Annotated in this window: 15 protein-coding genes and 1 pseudogene; 12 read left to right on the forward strand and 4 right to left on the reverse strand. The window is 64.6% G+C overall.

Annotation, left to right across the window (positions count from 1 at the left end; genetic code table 11):
• The 6 genes and pseudogenes from G542_RS0114730 to G542_RS0114755 form a co-directional block, all read left to right on the forward strand.
• Positions 1-417: pseudogene (locus G542_RS0114730) on the forward strand (electron transport complex subunit RsxC); the annotation flags it as partial.
• Between the two features lie 5 nt (positions 418-422).
• Positions 423-1,445, forward strand: coding sequence for an RnfABCDGE type electron transport complex subunit D (locus G542_RS0114735; RefSeq protein WP_027824506.1), 1,023 nt, complete (start codon positions 423-425; stop codon positions 1,443-1,445).
• Positions 1,442-2,068 carry an electron transport complex subunit RsxG gene (gene rsxG, locus G542_RS0114740; protein WP_012696698.1) on the forward strand — a complete coding sequence of 209 codons (627 nt, stop codon included), beginning with the start codon at positions 1,442-1,444 and terminating at the stop codon, positions 2,066-2,068. The genes G542_RS0114735 and rsxG overlap by 4 nt, the downstream gene beginning before the upstream one ends.
• Positions 2,069-2,073: 5 nt before the next feature.
• Positions 2,074-2,793 (forward strand): electron transport complex subunit E, encoded by a 720-nt coding sequence (locus tag G542_RS0114745; RefSeq protein ID WP_012696697.1) that lies wholly within the window; start codon positions 2,074-2,076, stop codon positions 2,791-2,793.
• The gene (gene nth, locus G542_RS0114750; protein WP_012696696.1) at positions 2,790-3,425 is read left to right on the forward strand and encodes an endonuclease III; all 636 of its coding nucleotides are present in this window, start codon (positions 2,790-2,792) and stop codon (positions 3,423-3,425) included. Before G542_RS0114745 ends, nth begins: the two co-directional genes overlap by 4 nt.
• A gap of 149 nt (positions 3,426-3,574) precedes the next feature.
• Positions 3,575-5,068, forward strand: coding sequence for a DegQ family serine endoprotease (locus G542_RS0114755; protein ID WP_012696694.1), 1,494 nt, complete (start codon positions 3,575-3,577; stop codon positions 5,066-5,068).
• Between the two features lie 180 nt (positions 5,069-5,248).
• Here G542_RS0114755 and G542_RS0114760 read toward each other — a convergent pair whose 3' ends face one another.
• Positions 5,249-6,277, reverse strand: a complete 1,029-nt coding sequence (locus G542_RS0114760) for an adenosine deaminase (RefSeq protein ID WP_081666874.1) — start codon at positions 6,275-6,277, stop codon at positions 5,249-5,251.
• A 124-nt stretch (positions 6,278-6,401) separates the two neighbouring features.
• Here G542_RS0114760 and G542_RS0114765 point away from each other — a divergent pair, with 124 nt between their 5' ends.
• On the forward strand, positions 6,402-7,049 hold the full coding sequence (locus G542_RS0114765; protein WP_027824508.1) for a MarC family NAAT transporter: 648 nt from the start codon (positions 6,402-6,404) through the stop codon (positions 7,047-7,049).
• Between the two features lie 49 nt (positions 7,050-7,098).
• Here the strand turns inward: G542_RS0114765 and moaA are convergent, their stop codons facing one another.
• A complete protein-coding gene (gene moaA, locus G542_RS0114770; protein ID WP_027824509.1) occupies positions 7,099-8,073 on the reverse strand; it encodes a GTP 3',8-cyclase MoaA in 975 nt (324 codons plus the stop codon).
• 299 nt (positions 8,074-8,372) lie between these two features.
• On the opposite strand from moaA, the gene G542_RS0114775 reads away from it, so the two are divergent.
• From G542_RS0114775 to recN, 3 genes are read left to right on the forward strand one after another with little or no spacing between them, the layout of a single operon-like run.
• Positions 8,373-9,854 (forward strand): methyl-accepting chemotaxis protein, encoded by a 1,482-nt coding sequence (locus G542_RS0114775; protein ID WP_012696690.1) that lies wholly within the window; start codon positions 8,373-8,375, stop codon positions 9,852-9,854.
• A gap of 47 nt (positions 9,855-9,901) precedes the next feature.
• Positions 9,902-10,777, forward strand: a complete 876-nt coding sequence (locus G542_RS0114780; RefSeq protein ID WP_012696689.1) for an NAD kinase — start codon at positions 9,902-9,904, stop codon at positions 10,775-10,777.
• Positions 10,778-10,812: 35 nt separating this feature from the next.
• Positions 10,813-12,477 carry a DNA repair protein RecN gene (recN, locus tag G542_RS0114785; RefSeq protein ID WP_027824510.1) on the forward strand — a complete coding sequence of 555 codons (1,665 nt, stop codon included), beginning with the start codon at positions 10,813-10,815 and terminating at the stop codon, positions 12,475-12,477.
• 820 nt (positions 12,478-13,297) lie between these two features.
• Here the strand turns inward: recN and G542_RS0114790 are convergent.
• Together G542_RS0114790 and G542_RS0114795 are read right to left on the reverse strand one after the other, a co-directional pair.
• Positions 13,298-13,681, reverse strand: a complete 384-nt coding sequence (locus G542_RS0114790) for a hypothetical protein (protein ID WP_012696686.1) — start codon at positions 13,679-13,681, stop codon at positions 13,298-13,300.
• Between the two features lies 1 nt (position 13,682).
• Positions 13,683-14,453: a competence/damage-inducible protein A gene (locus G542_RS0114795; RefSeq protein WP_012696685.1), complete on the reverse strand. Its 771-nt coding sequence runs from the start codon at positions 14,451-14,453 to the stop codon at positions 13,683-13,685.
• 108 nt (positions 14,454-14,561) lie between these two features.
• Between G542_RS0114795 and hrcA the strand changes: the two genes are divergently transcribed.
• Complete coding sequence (gene hrcA / locus G542_RS0114800) at positions 14,562-15,605, forward strand: heat-inducible transcriptional repressor HrcA (RefSeq protein ID WP_012696684.1); 1,044 nt, start codon at positions 14,562-14,564, stop codon at positions 15,603-15,605.
• A 32-nt stretch (positions 15,606-15,637) separates the two neighbouring features.
• The gene (mltB, locus tag G542_RS0114805; protein WP_012696683.1) at positions 15,638-16,636 is read left to right on the forward strand and encodes a lytic murein transglycosylase B; all 999 of its coding nucleotides are present in this window, start codon (positions 15,638-15,640) and stop codon (positions 16,634-16,636) included.
• Positions 16,637-16,953 lie beyond the last annotated feature (317 nt).

The following is a 16,953-nucleotide window of genomic DNA, read 5'->3' on the forward strand; positions in this document are numbered from 1 at the left end:
GCCGAAGCGGCACCGGCTGCCACTGCCCTGTCCGACGACAAGCAGGCCGCCATCCGTGCTGCCATGGAACGGGCCGCCGCCCGCAAGGCTGCCAAAGCCGCAGAAGGCGGCCAGCCCGCTACCGCGACCCCTGACAGCACACCCGCCGAAGCGGCACCGGCTGCCACGGCCCTGTCCGACGACAAGCAGGCGGCTATCCGTGCCGCCATGGAACGGGCTGCCGCCCGCAAGGCTGCCAAAGCCGCAGAAGGCAGCCAGCCCGCTACCGCGCCCCCTGACAGCAAACCCGCCGAAGTGGCACCGGCTGCCACGGCCCTGTCCGAAGACAAGCAGGCCGCCATCCGTGCTGCCATGGAACGGGCCGCTGCCCGCAAGGCTGCCAGGGCAGCAGCCGACAAACCTGACGAAAACTCCTGACGCTTATGCGCTTTTCTCCGTTTCTTGCCCGTCCTGCCAGCGTCAGCCGCATCATGCTTTACGTGCTGGGGGCCTTGCTGCCAGGACTTGCGGTCTATGTCCACTTTTACGGGGCCGGCATCCTGTTGCAGATCGGGCTGGCGACCGCAGCCTGCTATCTTTTTGAAGCAACCTGCCTGCACTTGCGCCGGGTGGCCTTGCGTCCCTTCCTGCTGGACGGCTCGGCACTGGTAACCGCCTGGCTGATCGCCCTGTCGCTGCCTTCGCTGGCACCGTGGTGGCTGGTCGTCGTGGCCAGTTTCTTTGCCATTGTGGTGGCCAAGCACCTGTACGGCGGACTGGGCAACAATGTGTTCAACCCGGCCATGGTCGGCTTTGCCGTGGTGATCGTGTCATTCCCGGCCCAGTTGTCGCAGTGGGCGGCACCACACGGACCACTGTCGGCGATGGAACAGTTCCGCTACATCCTGACCCGCGAGCTGCCCGGCGGGATGAGCTTTGACGCCATTGCCCAGGCGACCCCGCTGGACTTCCTGAAAACCCAGCTGGCGGCCGGGCATGACCTGCTGGTTTCCGGCACCAGTCCGATTTTCGGCCTGCTGGCCGGCGTGGGCAGCGAGTGGGTGGCGCTGGCCTGGCTGGCCGGCGGACTGGCCCTGCTGGCCGCCCGGGTGATCAGCTGGCAGGCGCCGGTGGCATTGCTGGCCACGCTGGGCCTGTTGTCCGGCCTTTTTCACCAGATTGATCCTGCCCGCTATGCCAGCCCGGTGCTGCACCTGTTTGCCGGCGCCACCATGCTGGGCGCCTGGTTCATCGCCACTGATCCGGTCAGCGGCTCGACCACGCCACGCGGCAAACTGGTGTTCGGAGCCGGCACCGGGCTGTGCCTGTGGGTAATCCGGACCTTCGGCAGCTTTCCTGATGCCATGGCCTTTTCGGTCCTGATGATGAACATGGCCGTTCCGCTGATCGACCGCTACACCCAGCCGCCGGTGTTCGGCCACAAGACGGCAAGGGGGTGCCCGTGAACGATACCCTGCGCGAAGCCCGCAACAGTGCGCTGACCCTCCTGGCGTTCGCCGTCATTGCCACGGCGCTGATGGCCGGAGTGTATGCCCTGACCTACAAGACCGTGCGCGCCAACGAAGAGCGCGCCAAGCTCGCCGTAGTGGCGCAGACCCTGGTTCCTGGCAGCTACGACAACAATCCGGCACAGGATGCGCTGCTGTTGTCGGCCGAACAGGCCGCCCGGCTGGACAACGACGGCCCGAGCCAGGTGTTTGTCGCCAAACAGGCCGGCAAAGCTGTCGGCTGGGTATTCGAATCGACCGCCCCCAACGGTTATGGCGGCAAGATCCGCCTGCTGGTCGGCATTGACCGTGACGGACGCGTGACCGGCGTGCGGGTGGTCAGCCACAAGGAAACCCCCGGACTGGGCGACTACATCGATATCGGCAAGAGCGACTGGATCAAGGGGTTCGACGGGCAAAGCCTTGAGCGGCCGGATGCCTGGCGAGTCAGGAAGGACGGCGGCCAGTTCGACTACATGGCCGGCGCCACCATCACGCCCCGGGCCGTGGTGGCGGCAGTCGCCAGAACCCTGGCCTTTTTCCACGACTACCGCGCCGAACTGGCCGGCAGCACGAGGTAAGCATCATGCAACACGGACAACCGGCGCCCGATCTGCCGGCCGCTGAATCCTCTCCCTGGAAAAGCATCGCCTTCAACGGCATCTGGAAGCAGAACGCCGGCGTCGTACAGTTGCTGGGGCTGTGCCCGGTGCTGGCGGTCAGCACCAGCATCGTCAACGGCGTGTCGCTGGGGCTGGCCACCGCGCTGGTGACGGCCCTGTCCGGCGCGGCGGTGGCAGCCGTGCGCCAGTGGGTGCCAAGCGAAATCCGCAATCCGATTTTCATCACCATCATCGCCGCACTGGTCACCATGGTCGATCTGGCCATGAATGCCTGGGTCCACGGGCTTTACAACGTGCTGGGCATTTTCATTCCGCTGATCACGACCAACTGCATCGTGCTGGCCCGGGCCGAGGCATTTGCCTCGAAAAACCCGGTACGCGAGTCGGCCTGGGACGGCCTGATGATGGGACTGGGCCTGACCGGCGTGCTGGGCTTGCTGGGCGCCATGCGCGAACTCTTCGGCAAGGGCACGCTGTTCTCAGGCATCGATCTGGTCTTTGGCCCGGCAGCCGGTGCGCTGACCCTGCATCTGGCACCGGAGAATTACCAGTTTCTGCTGGCGCTGCTGCCTCCCGGTGCCTTTCTGGGGCTGGCCTGCCTGATCGCCGGCAAAAACTGGCTGGAAAGCCGCCGGCGGGCACAATCCCGCCCGGCCACTGTCAACGGAGCCGCTTCGGCATGAACGACCACAAACGCCGCCAGCTGATCGCAAGGCTGGCCGAAGCCAATCCCAGCCCGCGCACCGAGCTGGTGTATTCCACGCCGTTCGAGCTGCTGATCGCCGTGATGCTGTCGGCCCAGGCGACCGACAAGAGTGTCAACGCCGCCACCGCCAGGCTGTTTCCGGTCGCCAATACACCCGAAGCACTGCTGATGCTGGGCGAGGACGGCCTGATTCCCTACATCCAGACCATCGGCCTCTTTCGCAGCAAGGCGCGGCACGCCATCGACACCTGCCGCCTGTTGCTGGAGCGGCACGCGGGCGAGGTGCCATCCACGCGCGAAGCGCTCGAAGCCTTGCCGGGCGTTGGGCGCAAGACAGCCAATGTCGTACTGAATGTTGCCTTCAACCAGCCGACCATCGCGGTGGATACGCACATTTTCCGTGTCTGCAACCGCACCCGGCTGGCACCGGGCAGCACACCGCTGGCGGTCGAACTCAAGCTCGAAAAAATCACGCCAAAAGAATACAAGCTCGACCTGCATCACTGGCTGATCCTGTTTGGCCGCTATACCTGTACTGCCCGCAAGCCGCACTGCCAGCAGTGCGTCATCAATGACCTGTGCGAATGGCCGGACAAAACCGTTGCCTAAGCCGTTTTTCATTCAAAAAGGTGAAAATCCGCCATTTCGTGCATGACTTCATGCAAGTGGATTGCCAGTCCTTCCGCATCGCACTAGGCTTAGGACACACCATGCGGGCCAACAGCCCGAATGCGCTCTTATTTTCACGAGGTTGACCCATGCCTGCCGTATTACGTCCCGCTGCCCTGCTCCTGACCCTGACACTCCCGCTGACCATGCTGACCGGCTGCGACAAGGCCCGCGAACTCTACCAGAGCTGGAGCGGTGGCAACGAGGCCAAGCCCGTCGTGCAACAGACACCGGCCCCGGGCATGCTGCTGGCCGACTTCACCTCGCTGGTGGAGCAGGAAGGCCCGGCCGTGGTCAACATTGCCGCCACTCGCCCGGAATCGGCCGGGAATCCGTCACCGCTGCCTTTCCCGATCCCGGAAGACGACCCCCTGTTCGAATTCTTCAAGCGCTTCATGCCGCCAGGCGGCGGCAACCAGGAGCCGGAAGAAAGCGACTCCATCAGCTACGGCTCGGGTTTCATCGTGTCGCCGGACGGTTTCGTACTGACCAATGCCCACGTGGTACAGGGCGCCCAGCAGATCCAAGTCAAGCTGACCGACAAGCGCGAAGTCCGCGCCAAGCTGGTCGGGCTGGACCGCCGGACCGACGTGGCCCTGCTCAAGATCGATGCAGCCAGCCTGCCGACCGTGAAGATCGGCGACCCCAACACCCTGAAAGTGGGCGAGTGGGTGGCCGCCATCGGCGCACCGTTCGGCTTTGACAATACCGTGACCGCCGGCATCGTGTCGGCCAAGGGCCGCAGCCTGCCGGACGATACCTTCGTACCCTTCATCCAGACCGACGTGGCCATCAACCCGGGCAACTCGGGCGGACCGCTGTTCAACCTCAAGGGGCAGGTGGTCGGCATCAACTCGCAGATTTACAGCCGTTCCGGCGGCTTCATGGGCATCAGCTTTGCCATACCGATCGACATTGCCATGAGCGTGGCCGAACAGCTGAAGGCCAATGGCCGCGTCAGCCGGGGCCAGCTGGGCGTGCACATCCAGGAGCTGAGCCAGGAGCTGGCCCGCTCGTTCGGCCTGAGCACGGCCGCCGGTGCCCTGGTGGTCAGGGTGGAGCCCGGCAGCCCGGCAGCCAAGGCCGGCCTGCAACCGGGCGACATCATCCTGAACCTGGACGGCCGCAAGGTGCAAAGCTCGACTGACCTGCCGATGATGGTGGGGCAGATGAAACCGGGCACGACCGTCAAGCTGGGCGTCTGGCGCAAGGGCAAGGAAGTGACGCTGGACGCCACGCTGGCCGAAATGCGCAATCCCGGCACGGAGGAGGCCCCGCAGCAGAAGGCTCCGTCACAAATACCGTCCACCACGTTCGACAAACTGGGCCTGACCCTGAGCGAGCTGTCGGCCAGCCAGCGCAAGGAGCTAGGTGTGCAAAGCGGCCTGCTGGTCGACAAGGTCGGCGGCCCGGCAGCCAAGTCCGGCCTGATGCACGGCGACATCATCCTTGGCGTCAACCAGTCGCCGGTCAGCAACATCGAAGAGTTCCGCAAGCTGATCGACGCGGCCGGCAGCAATGTCGCCTTGCTGGTCAAGCGCATGGACAACACCCTGTACGTTCCGCTGCGACTGGGCAACTGACACTGACCGCCCTGACACCCTCAGGCCAACGGCCCGTTCCTTCCGGACGGGCCGTTTTTCTTCACCCGGGCAGGCCTGTGTCCTTATCCCTGAAAGCAGGGCAGGACACTGCCCTCCGGCTTGCCCGGACAGCCGCCTGCCTGTGATGCAGCCGGGCCTCTCCGGCTAGCTCAGTCCTGCTTACACGCTGCTTTCCAGCCAGCGGATATAGACCCGGTCGGCTTCGTCCAGCAGTGCCTGCTTGCGGGCTTCATCGAGCCAGCTGGCGCGGATGCTGTTCTTGGCCAGCCGCAGGACTTCGTCGGCGCTCAGGTCCAGTGCCTTGATGCAGGCCTCGAAATTGTCGTTGACGTAGCCGCCGAAATAGGCCGGATCATCCGAGTTGATGCAGACATTCAGGCCCAGCGACAGCATCTGCCGCAGGTTGTGCTGCGACAGGTCGTCCACTACCTTGAGCCGCAGGTTGGACAACGGACAGACCGTCAGCGGCGTCTGGCTGGCAACCAGTCGCTGTACCAGCGCCGGATCATCGGTGGAGCGTACGCCATGGTCGATGCGCGACACCTGCAACAGGTCAAGCGCCTCATGCACATAGGCCGCCGGGCCTTCTTCACCGGCATGCGCCACGACCGGCAGCCCCAGCTCACGGCAGTACGAAAACACGCGGGCGAACTTGGAAGGCGGATGCCCCACTTCACTGGAATCCAGCCCGACGCCGTCAATGCGATGCAGGAACGGCTTGGCCGCTTCCAGCGTGGCGATGGCCTCGCCTTCGGACAGGTGGCGCAAAAAACACATGATCAGGCGGAAAGTGATGCCGTGCTGTGCCTCGGCTTCCAGCAGGGCCCGGCGCAGGCCGCCGAGCATGGTTTCAAAGCTGATGCCGCGCGCAGTGTGGGTCTGCGGATCAAAGAAGATTTCCACATGGCGCACGTTGTCTGTGTGTGCGTGTTGCAGGTACGCCCGCGCCAGCAGGTAAAAATCCTCTTCGTCCCGCAATACGCTGGCTCCGGCATAGTACAGGTCAAGGAACGATTGCAGGTTGTCAAACCGGTACGCAGCGGCCAGGGCTGCCTCGTCGGGATACGGCAGGGTCACGCCATGCTTGCGGGCCAGCGCAAAGGTCAGGCCGGGCTCGAGCGTACCTTCGATGTGCAGGTGCAATTCCGCCTTGGGAAGCGCGCGCGCGAGGCCAATAATGTTCAGCATTGAGAAGTTCCTTTGCACAAAACCGGATTTTGACAAAAGGCGTCGCTTTGACGAAGTGCAATGTCGGGCAGAAAGCCGATCATGCCGCGTTTTCGACGACCGTCCACCCAGTCAGGACAGCTGAATGACCCTTGCATCACTTTTTTCCCAGTATTTCCTCGGTGCCATGCTGAGCTTTGTGGTCATCACCAATCCACTGTCGAAAATTCCGATGTTCCTGTCACTCACGCCCGGACAGACGCCGGTACAAAAGAACCGGGTGGCGTTTACCGCCTGTGCCTACGCCGGGGCCATCATGGTGGTGTCGCTGATCGGCGGCAACCTTGTACTGTCGATGTTCGGGATTTCGTACGGAGCATTGCGGGTGGCCGGCGGGCTGGTGGTGGCCGGTGTCGGCTACAAGATGCTTTATCAGGCTCATGATTCGACCAGCCACGCGCACCGCGAATCCGTGGACGTGTCGTTTTTCCCGCTGGCCATGCCCGGCATCAGCGGACCAGGCACCATCGCCGTGGTCATCGGCTTTTCCACCGAGATAGCCGAAATCACCGACTGGCGCTGGAAAATCGCCGCCATCCTGATCACGCTGGCCGCCATCGGCGGCACCATGCTGGTGGTCTGGCTGTCGCTCAAGCTGTCGGCCAAGATTGCCGAGAGGATCGGCCCGAGCGCACTGGACGTACTGACCCGGCTGATGGGATTCCTGCTGATCTGCATCGGCGTGCAGTTCGTGGGATCAGGCATCCGCACCTTCTATTCCACCCTGTCCTGACTCCAGGCAGGGCAATCATGCCAGCGGCCGGGACATGCCCGGCCGTCTGTCAGCCTCCGGTCATTGCCATCAGGCGCACGACCTGCCGTGGTGCCTCCTTGAATTCGTGCCGCTCCGGCTTCAGTTCGATCGCCGCACGAATGGCGGCCTCCAGCCCTGCGTCGTCAATGCCGCTGCGCAACAGCGGTCGCAGCGGCAGGCTGGCTTCCTGCCCCAGACACAGGTACAGCGTGCCGTCGACCGACAGCCGGACCCGGTTGCAACTGGCACAGAAATGCTGCGACATGGGCGTGATCAGCCCCAGGGTAAAGCGCGCATCAGCACTCTGCCAATAGCGGGCCGGCCCGCCGCCCATCGATACCGACAGGGGAAGCAGGGCAAATTCGTGCGCCAGCTGCTCCAGCAACGGAGCCAGCTCGGCACCGCGCACGCTGCGGCCGCTGTCGCCCATCGGCATGGCTTCGATCAGGCGCAGGATGAAACCGTGCCCGATGCAAAAGCGCACCATGTCGCCAACGTCGCCTTCGTTGACGCCGGCCAGCGGCACCATGTTGATCTTGATCTGTTCAAAACCGGCAGCCTTGGCTGCCATCAGCCCGGCCATCACATCGGCGTGACAGTCACGGCCGGTAATGTCGTGCAGGCAGTCTCCCCGCAGCGAATCCAGACTGACGTTCAGCCGCCGCACGCCGGCCTGCCGGAGGGCCGTAGCCTGCCGGGCCAGCTGGGTGGCGTTGGTCGTCAGCGACAGGTCGGCAATGCCGGGCAGCCGGGCCAGATCAGCCGCCAGGCCGGCAATGCCGCGGCGCAGGAGCGGCTCGCCTCCGGTCAGGCGGATGCGCCGGGTGCCCATGCGGCCAAAGGCCGCCACTACCCGGCTGATTTCGTCAAAGGTGAGCCAGTTGCGCGGCTCCTCGAATCCCTTGAATCCCTTGGGCAGGCAATAGGTACAGCGCAGGTCGCAGCGGTCAGTCACCGACACCCGCAGATAGTCGACCGTCCGGCCAAAGCGATCGGTGAGCATAGCCTCGTCCTTCCCATGCAGTCATTGCCGTACAGCCTTTGATCATCCTCTTGCATCGGGCATTTTTCCATTCTCCAAGCGCGTCAGACGGCCTAGTTATTTCGGCCGAAGCCCATGCCATGACAAAAGGATTTCATGTGCTTGCACTTTATCCAAACATCCGTTTGAATGACGTCACCCGGCAGATGCTCATGACATCAAAAACGTACGGACCCGATCCGGCCACTGCCAGGTACGGAGGCATGCGCGCTCTGGTGACCGACATGCCTCCGGTACATCACCAACGAGAGGACAAACACATGGCATTCAGCGACTGGTTCATTCCCGAACGGATCAGGCAACGGCAGGATCAGCTGATCCAGGCACGCACCACCGTCAATGTGGCAATGCTTGCCGCACTGCTGACCCCGCTCTTTTCCGTTTCCTATTTCAAGCTCGGCCACAGTGCCATGGGCTTCGGCATCCTGGCCGGCGGAGCCGGCATGGCCCTCAGTGTCCTGCTGATGCGGCTGACCGGCCTGATGCAGCTGGCCGCCAATGTCGCCATCACCTCCATGTACACCATGGTGTGCTGGATGGCCTGGGTAAACGGCGGGCTGATGGGCACCAGCATCGTCTGGTTTGCCACCGTACCGTTTGCCGCCATATTCATTGCCGGACGACGGGCCGGTTATGTCTGGGCCGTACTCACCCTGCTGGCACTGGTGCTGTTCATGCTGCTGCACAACGACCCCGGTGCCCTGCCCGACATCCCGATTCCCGCCACCGAATTCCCGTTCATGCAGCTCAAGTCGCTGGTCGGCCTGACCCTGGTGGTCCTGGCGCTGGCACTGGCCTTTGACTCCGCCAAGGCCAAAGGCTTCAACAGCCTCGAAACCGCACGCGAACAGGCCGAAAGCTCGCGCCACGCCATCGCTGCCATGCTGGACCAGATCGCCCGTTCGGTGCGGGCTGCCAGCCAGGAAAGCAAGGACATCGCCGATTCGGCCCACCTGATGGTCGACACCATGCAAAAGCAGAGCGCCCGCACCCAGGAGATGGTTGTCACCGTACAGCAGATGAGCGACCTGACCAGCCACAACGCCGACCAGACCGTGCATGCCGCCGAAGTCGCCGGCAACGCCCGCCAGCACGCCAGCGCCGGTGGCCAGGTGATGGACGAGGCGGTGCGCCGGCTGGACGAAGCCGGCCAGGCCATGAGCCGCTCGGCCGCTGCCATCGAATCGCTCGAGCGCCGCTCCAACGAAGTCAACGGCATCGCCCAGCTGATCGGCGAGATTGCCAACCAGACCAACCTGCTGGCGCTGAATGCCGCCATCGAAGCAGCCCGCGCCGGTGAAATGGGCCGCGGCTTTGCCGTGGTGGCCGACGAAGTCCGCAAGCTTGCCGAGCGCACGCAATCGGCCACCAAGGACATCGAAGCCAAGATCGGCCTGATTGTTGACGGTACCCAGGAAGCCCTGATCGCCATCCGCGACGGCAGCAGCCGCATGCAGAGCGGCGCCGGCAACGCACGCGCCGCCCAGGAAAGCCTGTCCGGCATCATCTCCAATGCCCACGAGCTGGCCAATGTGCTTGAAGCCGTTTCCAGCGCCGGATCAACCCAGTCGCAGGGCTTCAAGACCTTTGCCGGCAACGTCACGGCCATCGGCCGCGCGACACAGACGTTGTCGGACGAGACAGGCTCGATTGCCGGATCAACCCGTCGGCTGGACGCACTGATGGCCGAGCTGCAAGACTTTACCCGCCGCTACGAAGCCGCCCAGTCGCAGCCGGCGTAATGCAGCCCGTTTTGCATGTACCGCGCCCCGGTGATTAAATTGGCTCCATGAACTGGTTATTCAAGAAAATCGGCCTGGTGGCGCGGCAGTCCAAACCCGAAGTGGTCGAGTCGCTGCTGCTGCTCTCGCACCACCTCGAGTCGCAGGGACTGCACGTCTTTATCGACCGCGACAGCGTCACCCGCTCACAGGCACAGGGGCTGACGCTGATCGACCGCAGCGACTTCGGCAAGATCGTCGACGTGGCCATCGTCCTTGGCGGCGACGGCACCATGCTGTCGGTGGCCCGCCTGCTCGCCCCCTACCGCGTGCCGCTGATCGGCATCAACCAGGGGCGGCTGGGCTTCATGACCGACATCCCGCTGCACCAGATGCTCGATTCGGTCAGCGCCATCCTGTCGGGCGAGTTCCTGCCCGAAGAGCGCATGCTGCTGCAATCAACCGTGGTGCGCGACGGCGTCGAAATCGCCCATCACCTCGCCTTCAACGACATCGTGATCAACCGCGGTGCCATGGGCCAGATGATCGAATTCGAGGTGTTTGTCGACAACCAGTTTGTCTACAGCCAGCGCTCGGACGGCCTGATCATCAGCACCCCCACCGGCTCCACGGCCTACTCGCTCGCCAGCGGCGGACCGATCCTGCACCCCACCGTGCCGGCCATCAGCCTTGTGCCGATCTGCCCGCAGTCGCTCAACAACCGCCCGATCGCCATCAACGATTCCAGCGAAGTCGAATTCATGCTCACCCGCGGCATCGACGCCCGGGTGCATTTTGACGGCCAGGCGCACTGCGACCTGATGGAACTCGACCGCGTCCTCGTGCGCCGCTACCGCAACTCGCTGAAAATCCTGCACCCGCTGGGCTACAGCTATTTCGACATGCTGCGCCAGAAGCTCCACTGGGGCGAACGCCTGCTGTAACCGACTGCCGACCGAACCCTGCCCGACTGCCCTCCATGCTGCTCTCGCTCTCGATCCGCCACTTTGTCATCGTCGACACGCTCGAACTCGATTTTTGCTCCGGCTTCACCGTCCTCACCGGCGAAACCGGGGCCGGCAAATCCATCATCCTCGACGCACTCGGGCTGCTGCTCGGCGGCCGCGGCGACGGCTCGCTGGTCCGACACGGCGAAGAACGCGCCGAACTGGCGGCCACGTTCGACCTGCAAGCCCTGCCCGAACTGGCCCGCCAGCTGGCCGACGACGCCCTCGTTGAAGCCGGTGACACCGAACTGCTGATCCGGCGCGTGATCGACGCTTCCGGGCGCTCGCGCTGTTGGCTCAACGGCCGCAGCGCCACGCTGGCGCAACTCAAGGACATCGGCGAAGCACTGGTCGACATCCATGGCCAGCATGCCCACCAGTCGCTCAACAAGCCCGACACCCAGCGCCGGCTGCTGGACGCCTACGCCGGCGCCGTCGGACTCGCCACCGAAGTCCGCAGCTGCTTTGACACCTGGCAGACCGTCAAGCACCAGCGCCAGGAAGCCGAGCGGCACGCCGCCGAATTCGAGCGCGAGCGCGAACGGCTGGTGTGGCAGATCAGCGAGCTGGCCGAACTGCAACTGGCTCCGGACGAATGGGAGCAGCTCACCGCCCAGCACAGCCGGCTGGCGCACGCGCAGGAACTGATGGAAGCCGCCCACAGTGCCGTCGAACTGATCAACGAAGCCGATGGCGCCATCCTGTCGCAGCTGGCACAGGTGCAAAGCCGGCTGGGCAAACTCGCTGACGTCGACCCGCAGCTGAAAGACACCGTGGGCCTGCTGGATTCGGTCGAAGCCGAACTGCGCGAAGTAGTGTACGCCCTGCGCGACTACGGCGGCGACATCGAGCAGGACCCGGCCGAGCTGTACCGGGTGGAAAACCGCATCGATACCCTGTATTCGATGGCACGCAAGTTCCGGGTCCGCCCGGAAGAACTGCCGGAAAAACTGGCCGGCTGGCAGGCCGAACTCGCCCGCCTGTCCGAGTCCACCGACATCGACGCCCTGATCGAGGCCGAAACCCGGGCCGAGCGGGCCTACTGCGAAGTGGCCGAGCAGCTGTCGCTGGCGCGCCAGCACGCTGCCATCGAGCTTTCCGGCCGCATCAGCGACGAAATGCAGAATCTGGCCATGCAGGGCGCGCGCTTTGCCATCGAACTGGCCCCGCTGGCGGCACCGGCAGCCAGCGGCATGGAATCGGTCGAATACCTGGTAGCGGCCAACGCCGGCACCACCCTGCGCCCCCTGTCCAAGGTGGCTTCCGGCGGTGAACTGTCGCGCATCAGCCTGGCGTTCCAGGTGGTGGCCAGCGAAGTGGCACGGGTACCGACACTGATTTTCGACGAAGTGGATGTCGGTATCGGCGGCCGGGTGGCCGAGGTGGTCGGCCGGCTGCTGCGCCGGCTGGGCGAACGCTATCAGGTACTGTGCATCACCCACCTGCCGCAGGTGGCCGCCTGCGGCAACAGCCACTGGCAGGTGGCCAAGCGGCTGGAAGGCGGTCGCACGGTCAGCAGCATCCAGCCGCTGAGCGAGGCCGAACGGGTGGAAGAAGTCGCCCGCATGCTGGGTGGCGAGCAGATCACCGACACGACCCGCCAGCACGCCGCCGAGCTGCTGACCCTCGCCCACTGAGCCTGGCCCGGACGGAAGATGCCGGGCACACCGCACACGGACGGTGAAAGTCTCACGCCGCATGACACACGGCAGCACGACGCCGCCTCCCGGTAACGGGATGCGGCGTTTTTCATGGGCAAGACAGGAGAGGCGTGCAGGCCGGCAGCGTATGCGCAGCCGGACCGGGCGCTTCAGAAACCGGACACGCACCCGTGGATTTGCAGGGAACAAGCACCGGCACGTCCGGACGCAGTGCGGTTTCGCATCACCCTGCCATGCAGAGCCTCCGGGCCAGTCGCCTGGCGGCCAGTGCCCCGCACCGGTTGCCGGTCGCCACTGCATCACCACAATCCGGGAACGACAGCCGGAACATCACCCGGCTGTATCAGCCAGCCGAAACTACCCGGTGCCGCACACCACCACACGCCGCAGCCACACATGCCAGACCCGCCCCCGGCCACGGAAATGGCTAGGGCAGCATGAGATACATTGACGAGACAAGAGACTGTGCGCGGGTGCTTGCACGCTCCGGGACTCTGGCCGTACAGGCTGCCACGCCAGCCTTGTGGCCTGTTGACACAATGCCATTCCTCACCGCAGCGGCTCTCCCGCCGACATCAGGCCAGTCCGGAAAAACAGGCGGCAAACCACGCCGCATCAGGTGATGCCGGCCAAGCCGCTTGTCCTGTCCCTTGCCGGACGACAAGTCAAAGAATGTTCAGCCCGCCGGCGATGCAGCCTCGCACCAGCGGTCAACCATGGCTTTTGCATTGCACAGGGTTTCAGCTGGCATCAGCGCGGATTGCCCCTGAACGCCCCCAGACAACCGGAGCCGCGTTCAGCGCGGCTGGCGCAACGCTGTGTTGGCCGACTGGATGCGCTCGCAGGCCGTGGCGGCCGATTGCAGGTCGGCGGATTTTTCCAGTACGGCAGGTTCGGCCTGCAAGGCTCGCTGCACGGCAGTCGCCAGCAGCACGGTGATGTCAAAATCGGCACTCGACAGCACGCGCCCGTTGCGCAGCTTCTTGAAATACACCCGCGCCATCTGGGCGTATTGCCAGGCGCGCTCACCCATGCCGCCACTTTCCTCCCACGCATCCAGCATGGCCAGCATGTGGTGGGTGTCGCGCTCGGCTGCCAGCCAGCGTGCTTCGCTGCTGGCCCGCAGGCTGGCAGCGCTGCCGGTCCTGGCGGATTTTCTGGTTTTTTTGTCTGCTGCCATGTCAGTTTTCTTCCGCCGGAGCCGGTTTGTCGATGGTTTCGTAGCCCAGATCACTGACGGCACGACGCAGTTCGGCAATCGCGATGCGGACCAGTGCCGGTGCTCCGCTAAGGCCGAATTCGATATGCATCATCGGCAGGGCGTCACTGCCAAAGCTCGGCAGGCTGGAAAAACGCAGGGCCGGATAGCGTGCCACCGTGGCCTGCATCAGGTCGATCAGGTCGCCTTCGCGTGCCTTGAGGGCGATGAATCCTTCCTCGGTATCCGGCTCGCGGACCACCAGTTCCGGGTACAGGGTATCGAGCACCCACTCGACCATTGGCCAGGCCATGCTCGGAAAACCCGGCACGCAGTGCAGGTGGCCAAAGCTGAAACCCGGCATCTGGTTGACCGGGTTGGGCACCAGCCGGCTGCCGGCCGGCAGGTTGACCATGTTGATGCGGTGCGGATAGGCCTCGGCCCCGAAGCGCCCTTCGACAATGGCCTGTCCCTCGGGATGAATGGCCAGCGGCACGCCGGCCGCTTCGGCCACGCACTGGCGGGTGTAGTCGTCCGGGGTGGCGCCGATGCCGCCAAAGCTGAACACCACTTCACCGCTGGCCAGTGCCCGGCGAAAGGTCGCCGTCAGGCGTTCCGGGTCGTCCCCCAGATATTCCACGCCAGCCAGCCGCTGGCCGCGGGCAGCCAGAATGCGGACAAGTGCCGCAAGATGTTTGTCCTGTCTCTTGCCGGACAACAGTTCGTCGCCGATGATGATGGCCGAAATTTTCATGTCTTGATGGCTTGGCGGATCAGTGAAAACCGGCATCTTGCAACCTGCCGTCCGCTCATGCAATGCTCAGACGACCGCTTGTCCCCTGCCTCGCGTAAAATACCTGCCATGCTGAATGATCGTGCCCAACGCCTGCTCAAAACCCTGGTCGAACGCTATATCGCCGACGGCCAGCCTGTCGGCTCGCGCACCCTGACCCAGCTGTCAGGCCTCGACATCAGCCCGGCCTCGGTCCGCAACGTCATGGCCGAGCTGGAAGACATGGGGCTGGTGGCCAGTCCGCACACCTCGGCCGGCCGGGTGCCCACCGCGCGCGGCTACCGGGTGTTCGTGGACAAGCTCCTCACCATGCACCCGCTGGAACAGCAGGCGCTGCGCCAGGTCGAAAGCGGCATCCATCCGGACAGTCCGCTGCGCATGGCTGCGGCTGCCTCGCAGCTTTTGTCCGACCTCACCCACTTTGCCGGCGTGGTCATCACGCCGCAGCGGGCCGATGCCGCGTTCCGGCAGATCGAATTCCTGCGCCTGTCGGAAAAGCGCATCCTGCTGATCCTGGTCACGCCGCTGGGCGACGTGCAGAACCACCTGCTGGTCACCGACCGCGACTACACGCCGGGCGAGCTGATCGAAACCGCCAACTACCTCAACCACCACTACGCCGGCCAGTCACTTGAGCACATCACCCGCGACCTCGAGCAGGAACTGGCCAGCCTGCAAGGCCACATTGCCCGCCTGATGACGGCCGCCATCCACGCCAGCAAGGAAGCCACCTCGCAGGACGACATCGTGGTCAGCGGCGAAAAGCGCCTGCTGTCGGTGGAAGAACTGTCGTCCGACCTGGCCTCGCTGCGGCGGCTGTTCGACATGTTCGAACACAAGACCGAGCTGCTGCACCTGCTCAACATCAGCCGCCAGGCACAGGGCGTGAGCCTGTTCATCGGTGAAGAATCCGGCCTGTCGCCACTGGACGGCTGTACCGTCGTCACCGCGCCCTATACCTTCGACGGCACCCGCGTCGGCACGCTTGGCGTGGTCGGTCCCACGCGCATGAACTACGAGCGCGTCATCCCGATCGTCGACATCACCGCCCGGCTGGTATCCAGCGCCCTGTCCAGCCCGCTGTCGGGCTCCGACGCTCCCTCATCCCATTGACCGGTCCGTTTCCCGTGAAAACACTGCTGCCCATGAAATCCCTGTTCTCCGGCCTGCTGCTGGCCTGTTCCCTGCCGGCACTGGCCGACGATGCCCTGATCGCCCGCCCGGACGTCCAGGCATTCATCAACAAGGTCGTGGCCGAACACGGCCTGTCGCGCGAAGCGGTGACCGCATCGCTGCAAGCCGCCGAAAAAAAGCCCAACATCCTGACCATCCTTGACCGTCCCTCGACCGCGCGGCCGTGGTACCAGTTCCGCCCGGCCCACGTGAACAGCCGGCTGGAAACCGAAGGTGCAGCCTTCTGGCGCCAGCACGCTGCGGCACTGGCCGACGCCGAAGCACGCTACGGCGTGGATCCGGAAGCCATCGTGGCCATCCTTGGCATTGAAAGCGGCTACGGCCGCAACATGGGCAGCTTCCGGGTACTGGACGCTCTCTCCACCATCGGCTTTGACTATCCGCGCCGGGCCGCGTTTTTCCAAAACGAGCTGGCTGAGTTCCTGACGCTGGCACGCGAGGAAAAAGCCGATCCGCAAAGCTTCAAGGGCAGCTACGCCGGTGCCATGGGCATGGCGCAGTTCATGCCGTCGAGCTTCCGCCAGTGGGCAGTGGACGGCAACGGCGACGGCCGCCGCGACATCTGGGGCACGCCGGCTGACGCCATCGCCTCGGTCGCCAATTACCTCAAGCAGCATGGCTGGCAGCACGGTGCCGACATCATCCTGCCGGTCAGCGTCAACCCGGCCATGGGTGAAAAACTGGCTGCCGAGAAATTCAACCTGCACTACAGCGCAGCCGAACTGCGCGGGCTGGGTGTCGACATGCCGGCCGGCGTACCGGACCAGGTGCAGGCAGTGGTTTACCCGCTGGAAATGCAGGCCGGCGTGACCGAGTACTGGATGGGGTTGCAGAATTTCTACACCATCACCCGCTACAACAAGAGCACGCTTTACGCCACCGCTGTCGCCCAGCTGGCCAACAACATCAAGCTGCGCTGGGCCATGCAGGAAGCCTACAGCGGCCTTTGATCCACCCGTATCCGGCCGGACAGCCCGGGCGCTGGCCGGCTGGCTACCGTCCTGATTTCCCGGGCCTAGGCCGGCACGATTCCGGCAGTTGCCGTACCCTGCGGCCAACGGACTCCCCCTGTGATTGCCGGCACAGGCACGCCCCTGTTGCCATCCCGGCCCGGATCACCAACCGGCCCGTGGCTGCCTGCTTTTACGCCAGCCTGCCATCGTTTCCTCCCGGAATCCGCCCTGACGAACTCACCAGCCGGACAAGCCACCAGCATCAGGGCGGCCCGGCCCTGCTGACGCCGGCAGCCTCATCTTCCGCCCGCAGC

Source organism: Laribacter hongkongensis DSM 14985 (assembly GCF_000423285.1).
Lineage (GTDB): Bacteria > Pseudomonadota > Gammaproteobacteria > Burkholderiales > Aquaspirillaceae > Laribacter > Laribacter hongkongensis.

What these genes read in the sequence shown, in the direction of transcription:
- G542_RS0114735 (WP_027824506.1), top strand. Translation starts at nt 423, where the DNA reads ATGCGCTTTTCTCCGTTTCTTGCCCGTCCTGCCAGCGTCAGCCGCATC.
- G542_RS0114745 (WP_012696697.1), top strand. Translation starts at nt 2,074, where the DNA reads ATGCAACACGGACAACCGGCGCCCGATCTGCCGGCCGCTGAATCCTCT.
- nth (WP_012696696.1), top strand. Translation starts at nt 2,790, where the DNA reads ATGAACGACCACAAACGCCGCCAGCTGATCGCAAGGCTGGCCGAAGCC.
- G542_RS0114755 (WP_012696694.1), top strand. Translation starts at nt 3,575, where the DNA reads ATGCCTGCCGTATTACGTCCCGCTGCCCTGCTCCTGACCCTGACACTC.
- G542_RS0114760 (WP_081666874.1), bottom strand. Translation starts at nt 6,277, where the DNA reads ATGCTGAACATTATTGGCCTCGCGCGCGCGCTTCCCAAGGCGGAATTG.
- G542_RS0114765 (WP_027824508.1), top strand. Translation starts at nt 6,402, where the DNA reads ATGACCCTTGCATCACTTTTTTCCCAGTATTTCCTCGGTGCCATGCTG.
- moaA (WP_027824509.1), bottom strand. Translation starts at nt 8,073, where the DNA reads ATGCTCACCGATCGCTTTGGCCGGACGGTCGACTATCTGCGGGTGTCG.
- G542_RS0114775 (WP_012696690.1), top strand. Translation starts at nt 8,373, where the DNA reads ATGGCATTCAGCGACTGGTTCATTCCCGAACGGATCAGGCAACGGCAG.
- G542_RS0114780 (WP_012696689.1), top strand. Translation starts at nt 9,902, where the DNA reads ATGAACTGGTTATTCAAGAAAATCGGCCTGGTGGCGCGGCAGTCCAAA.
- recN (WP_027824510.1), top strand. Translation starts at nt 10,813, where the DNA reads ATGCTGCTCTCGCTCTCGATCCGCCACTTTGTCATCGTCGACACGCTC.
- G542_RS0114790 (WP_012696686.1), bottom strand. Translation starts at nt 13,681, where the DNA reads ATGGCAGCAGACAAAAAAACCAGAAAATCCGCCAGGACCGGCAGCGCT.
- G542_RS0114795 (WP_012696685.1), bottom strand. Translation starts at nt 14,453, where the DNA reads ATGAAAATTTCGGCCATCATCATCGGCGACGAACTGTTGTCCGGCAAG.
- hrcA (WP_012696684.1), top strand. Translation starts at nt 14,562, where the DNA reads ATGCTGAATGATCGTGCCCAACGCCTGCTCAAAACCCTGGTCGAACGC.
- mltB (WP_012696683.1), top strand. Translation starts at nt 15,638, where the DNA reads ATGAAATCCCTGTTCTCCGGCCTGCTGCTGGCCTGTTCCCTGCCGGCA.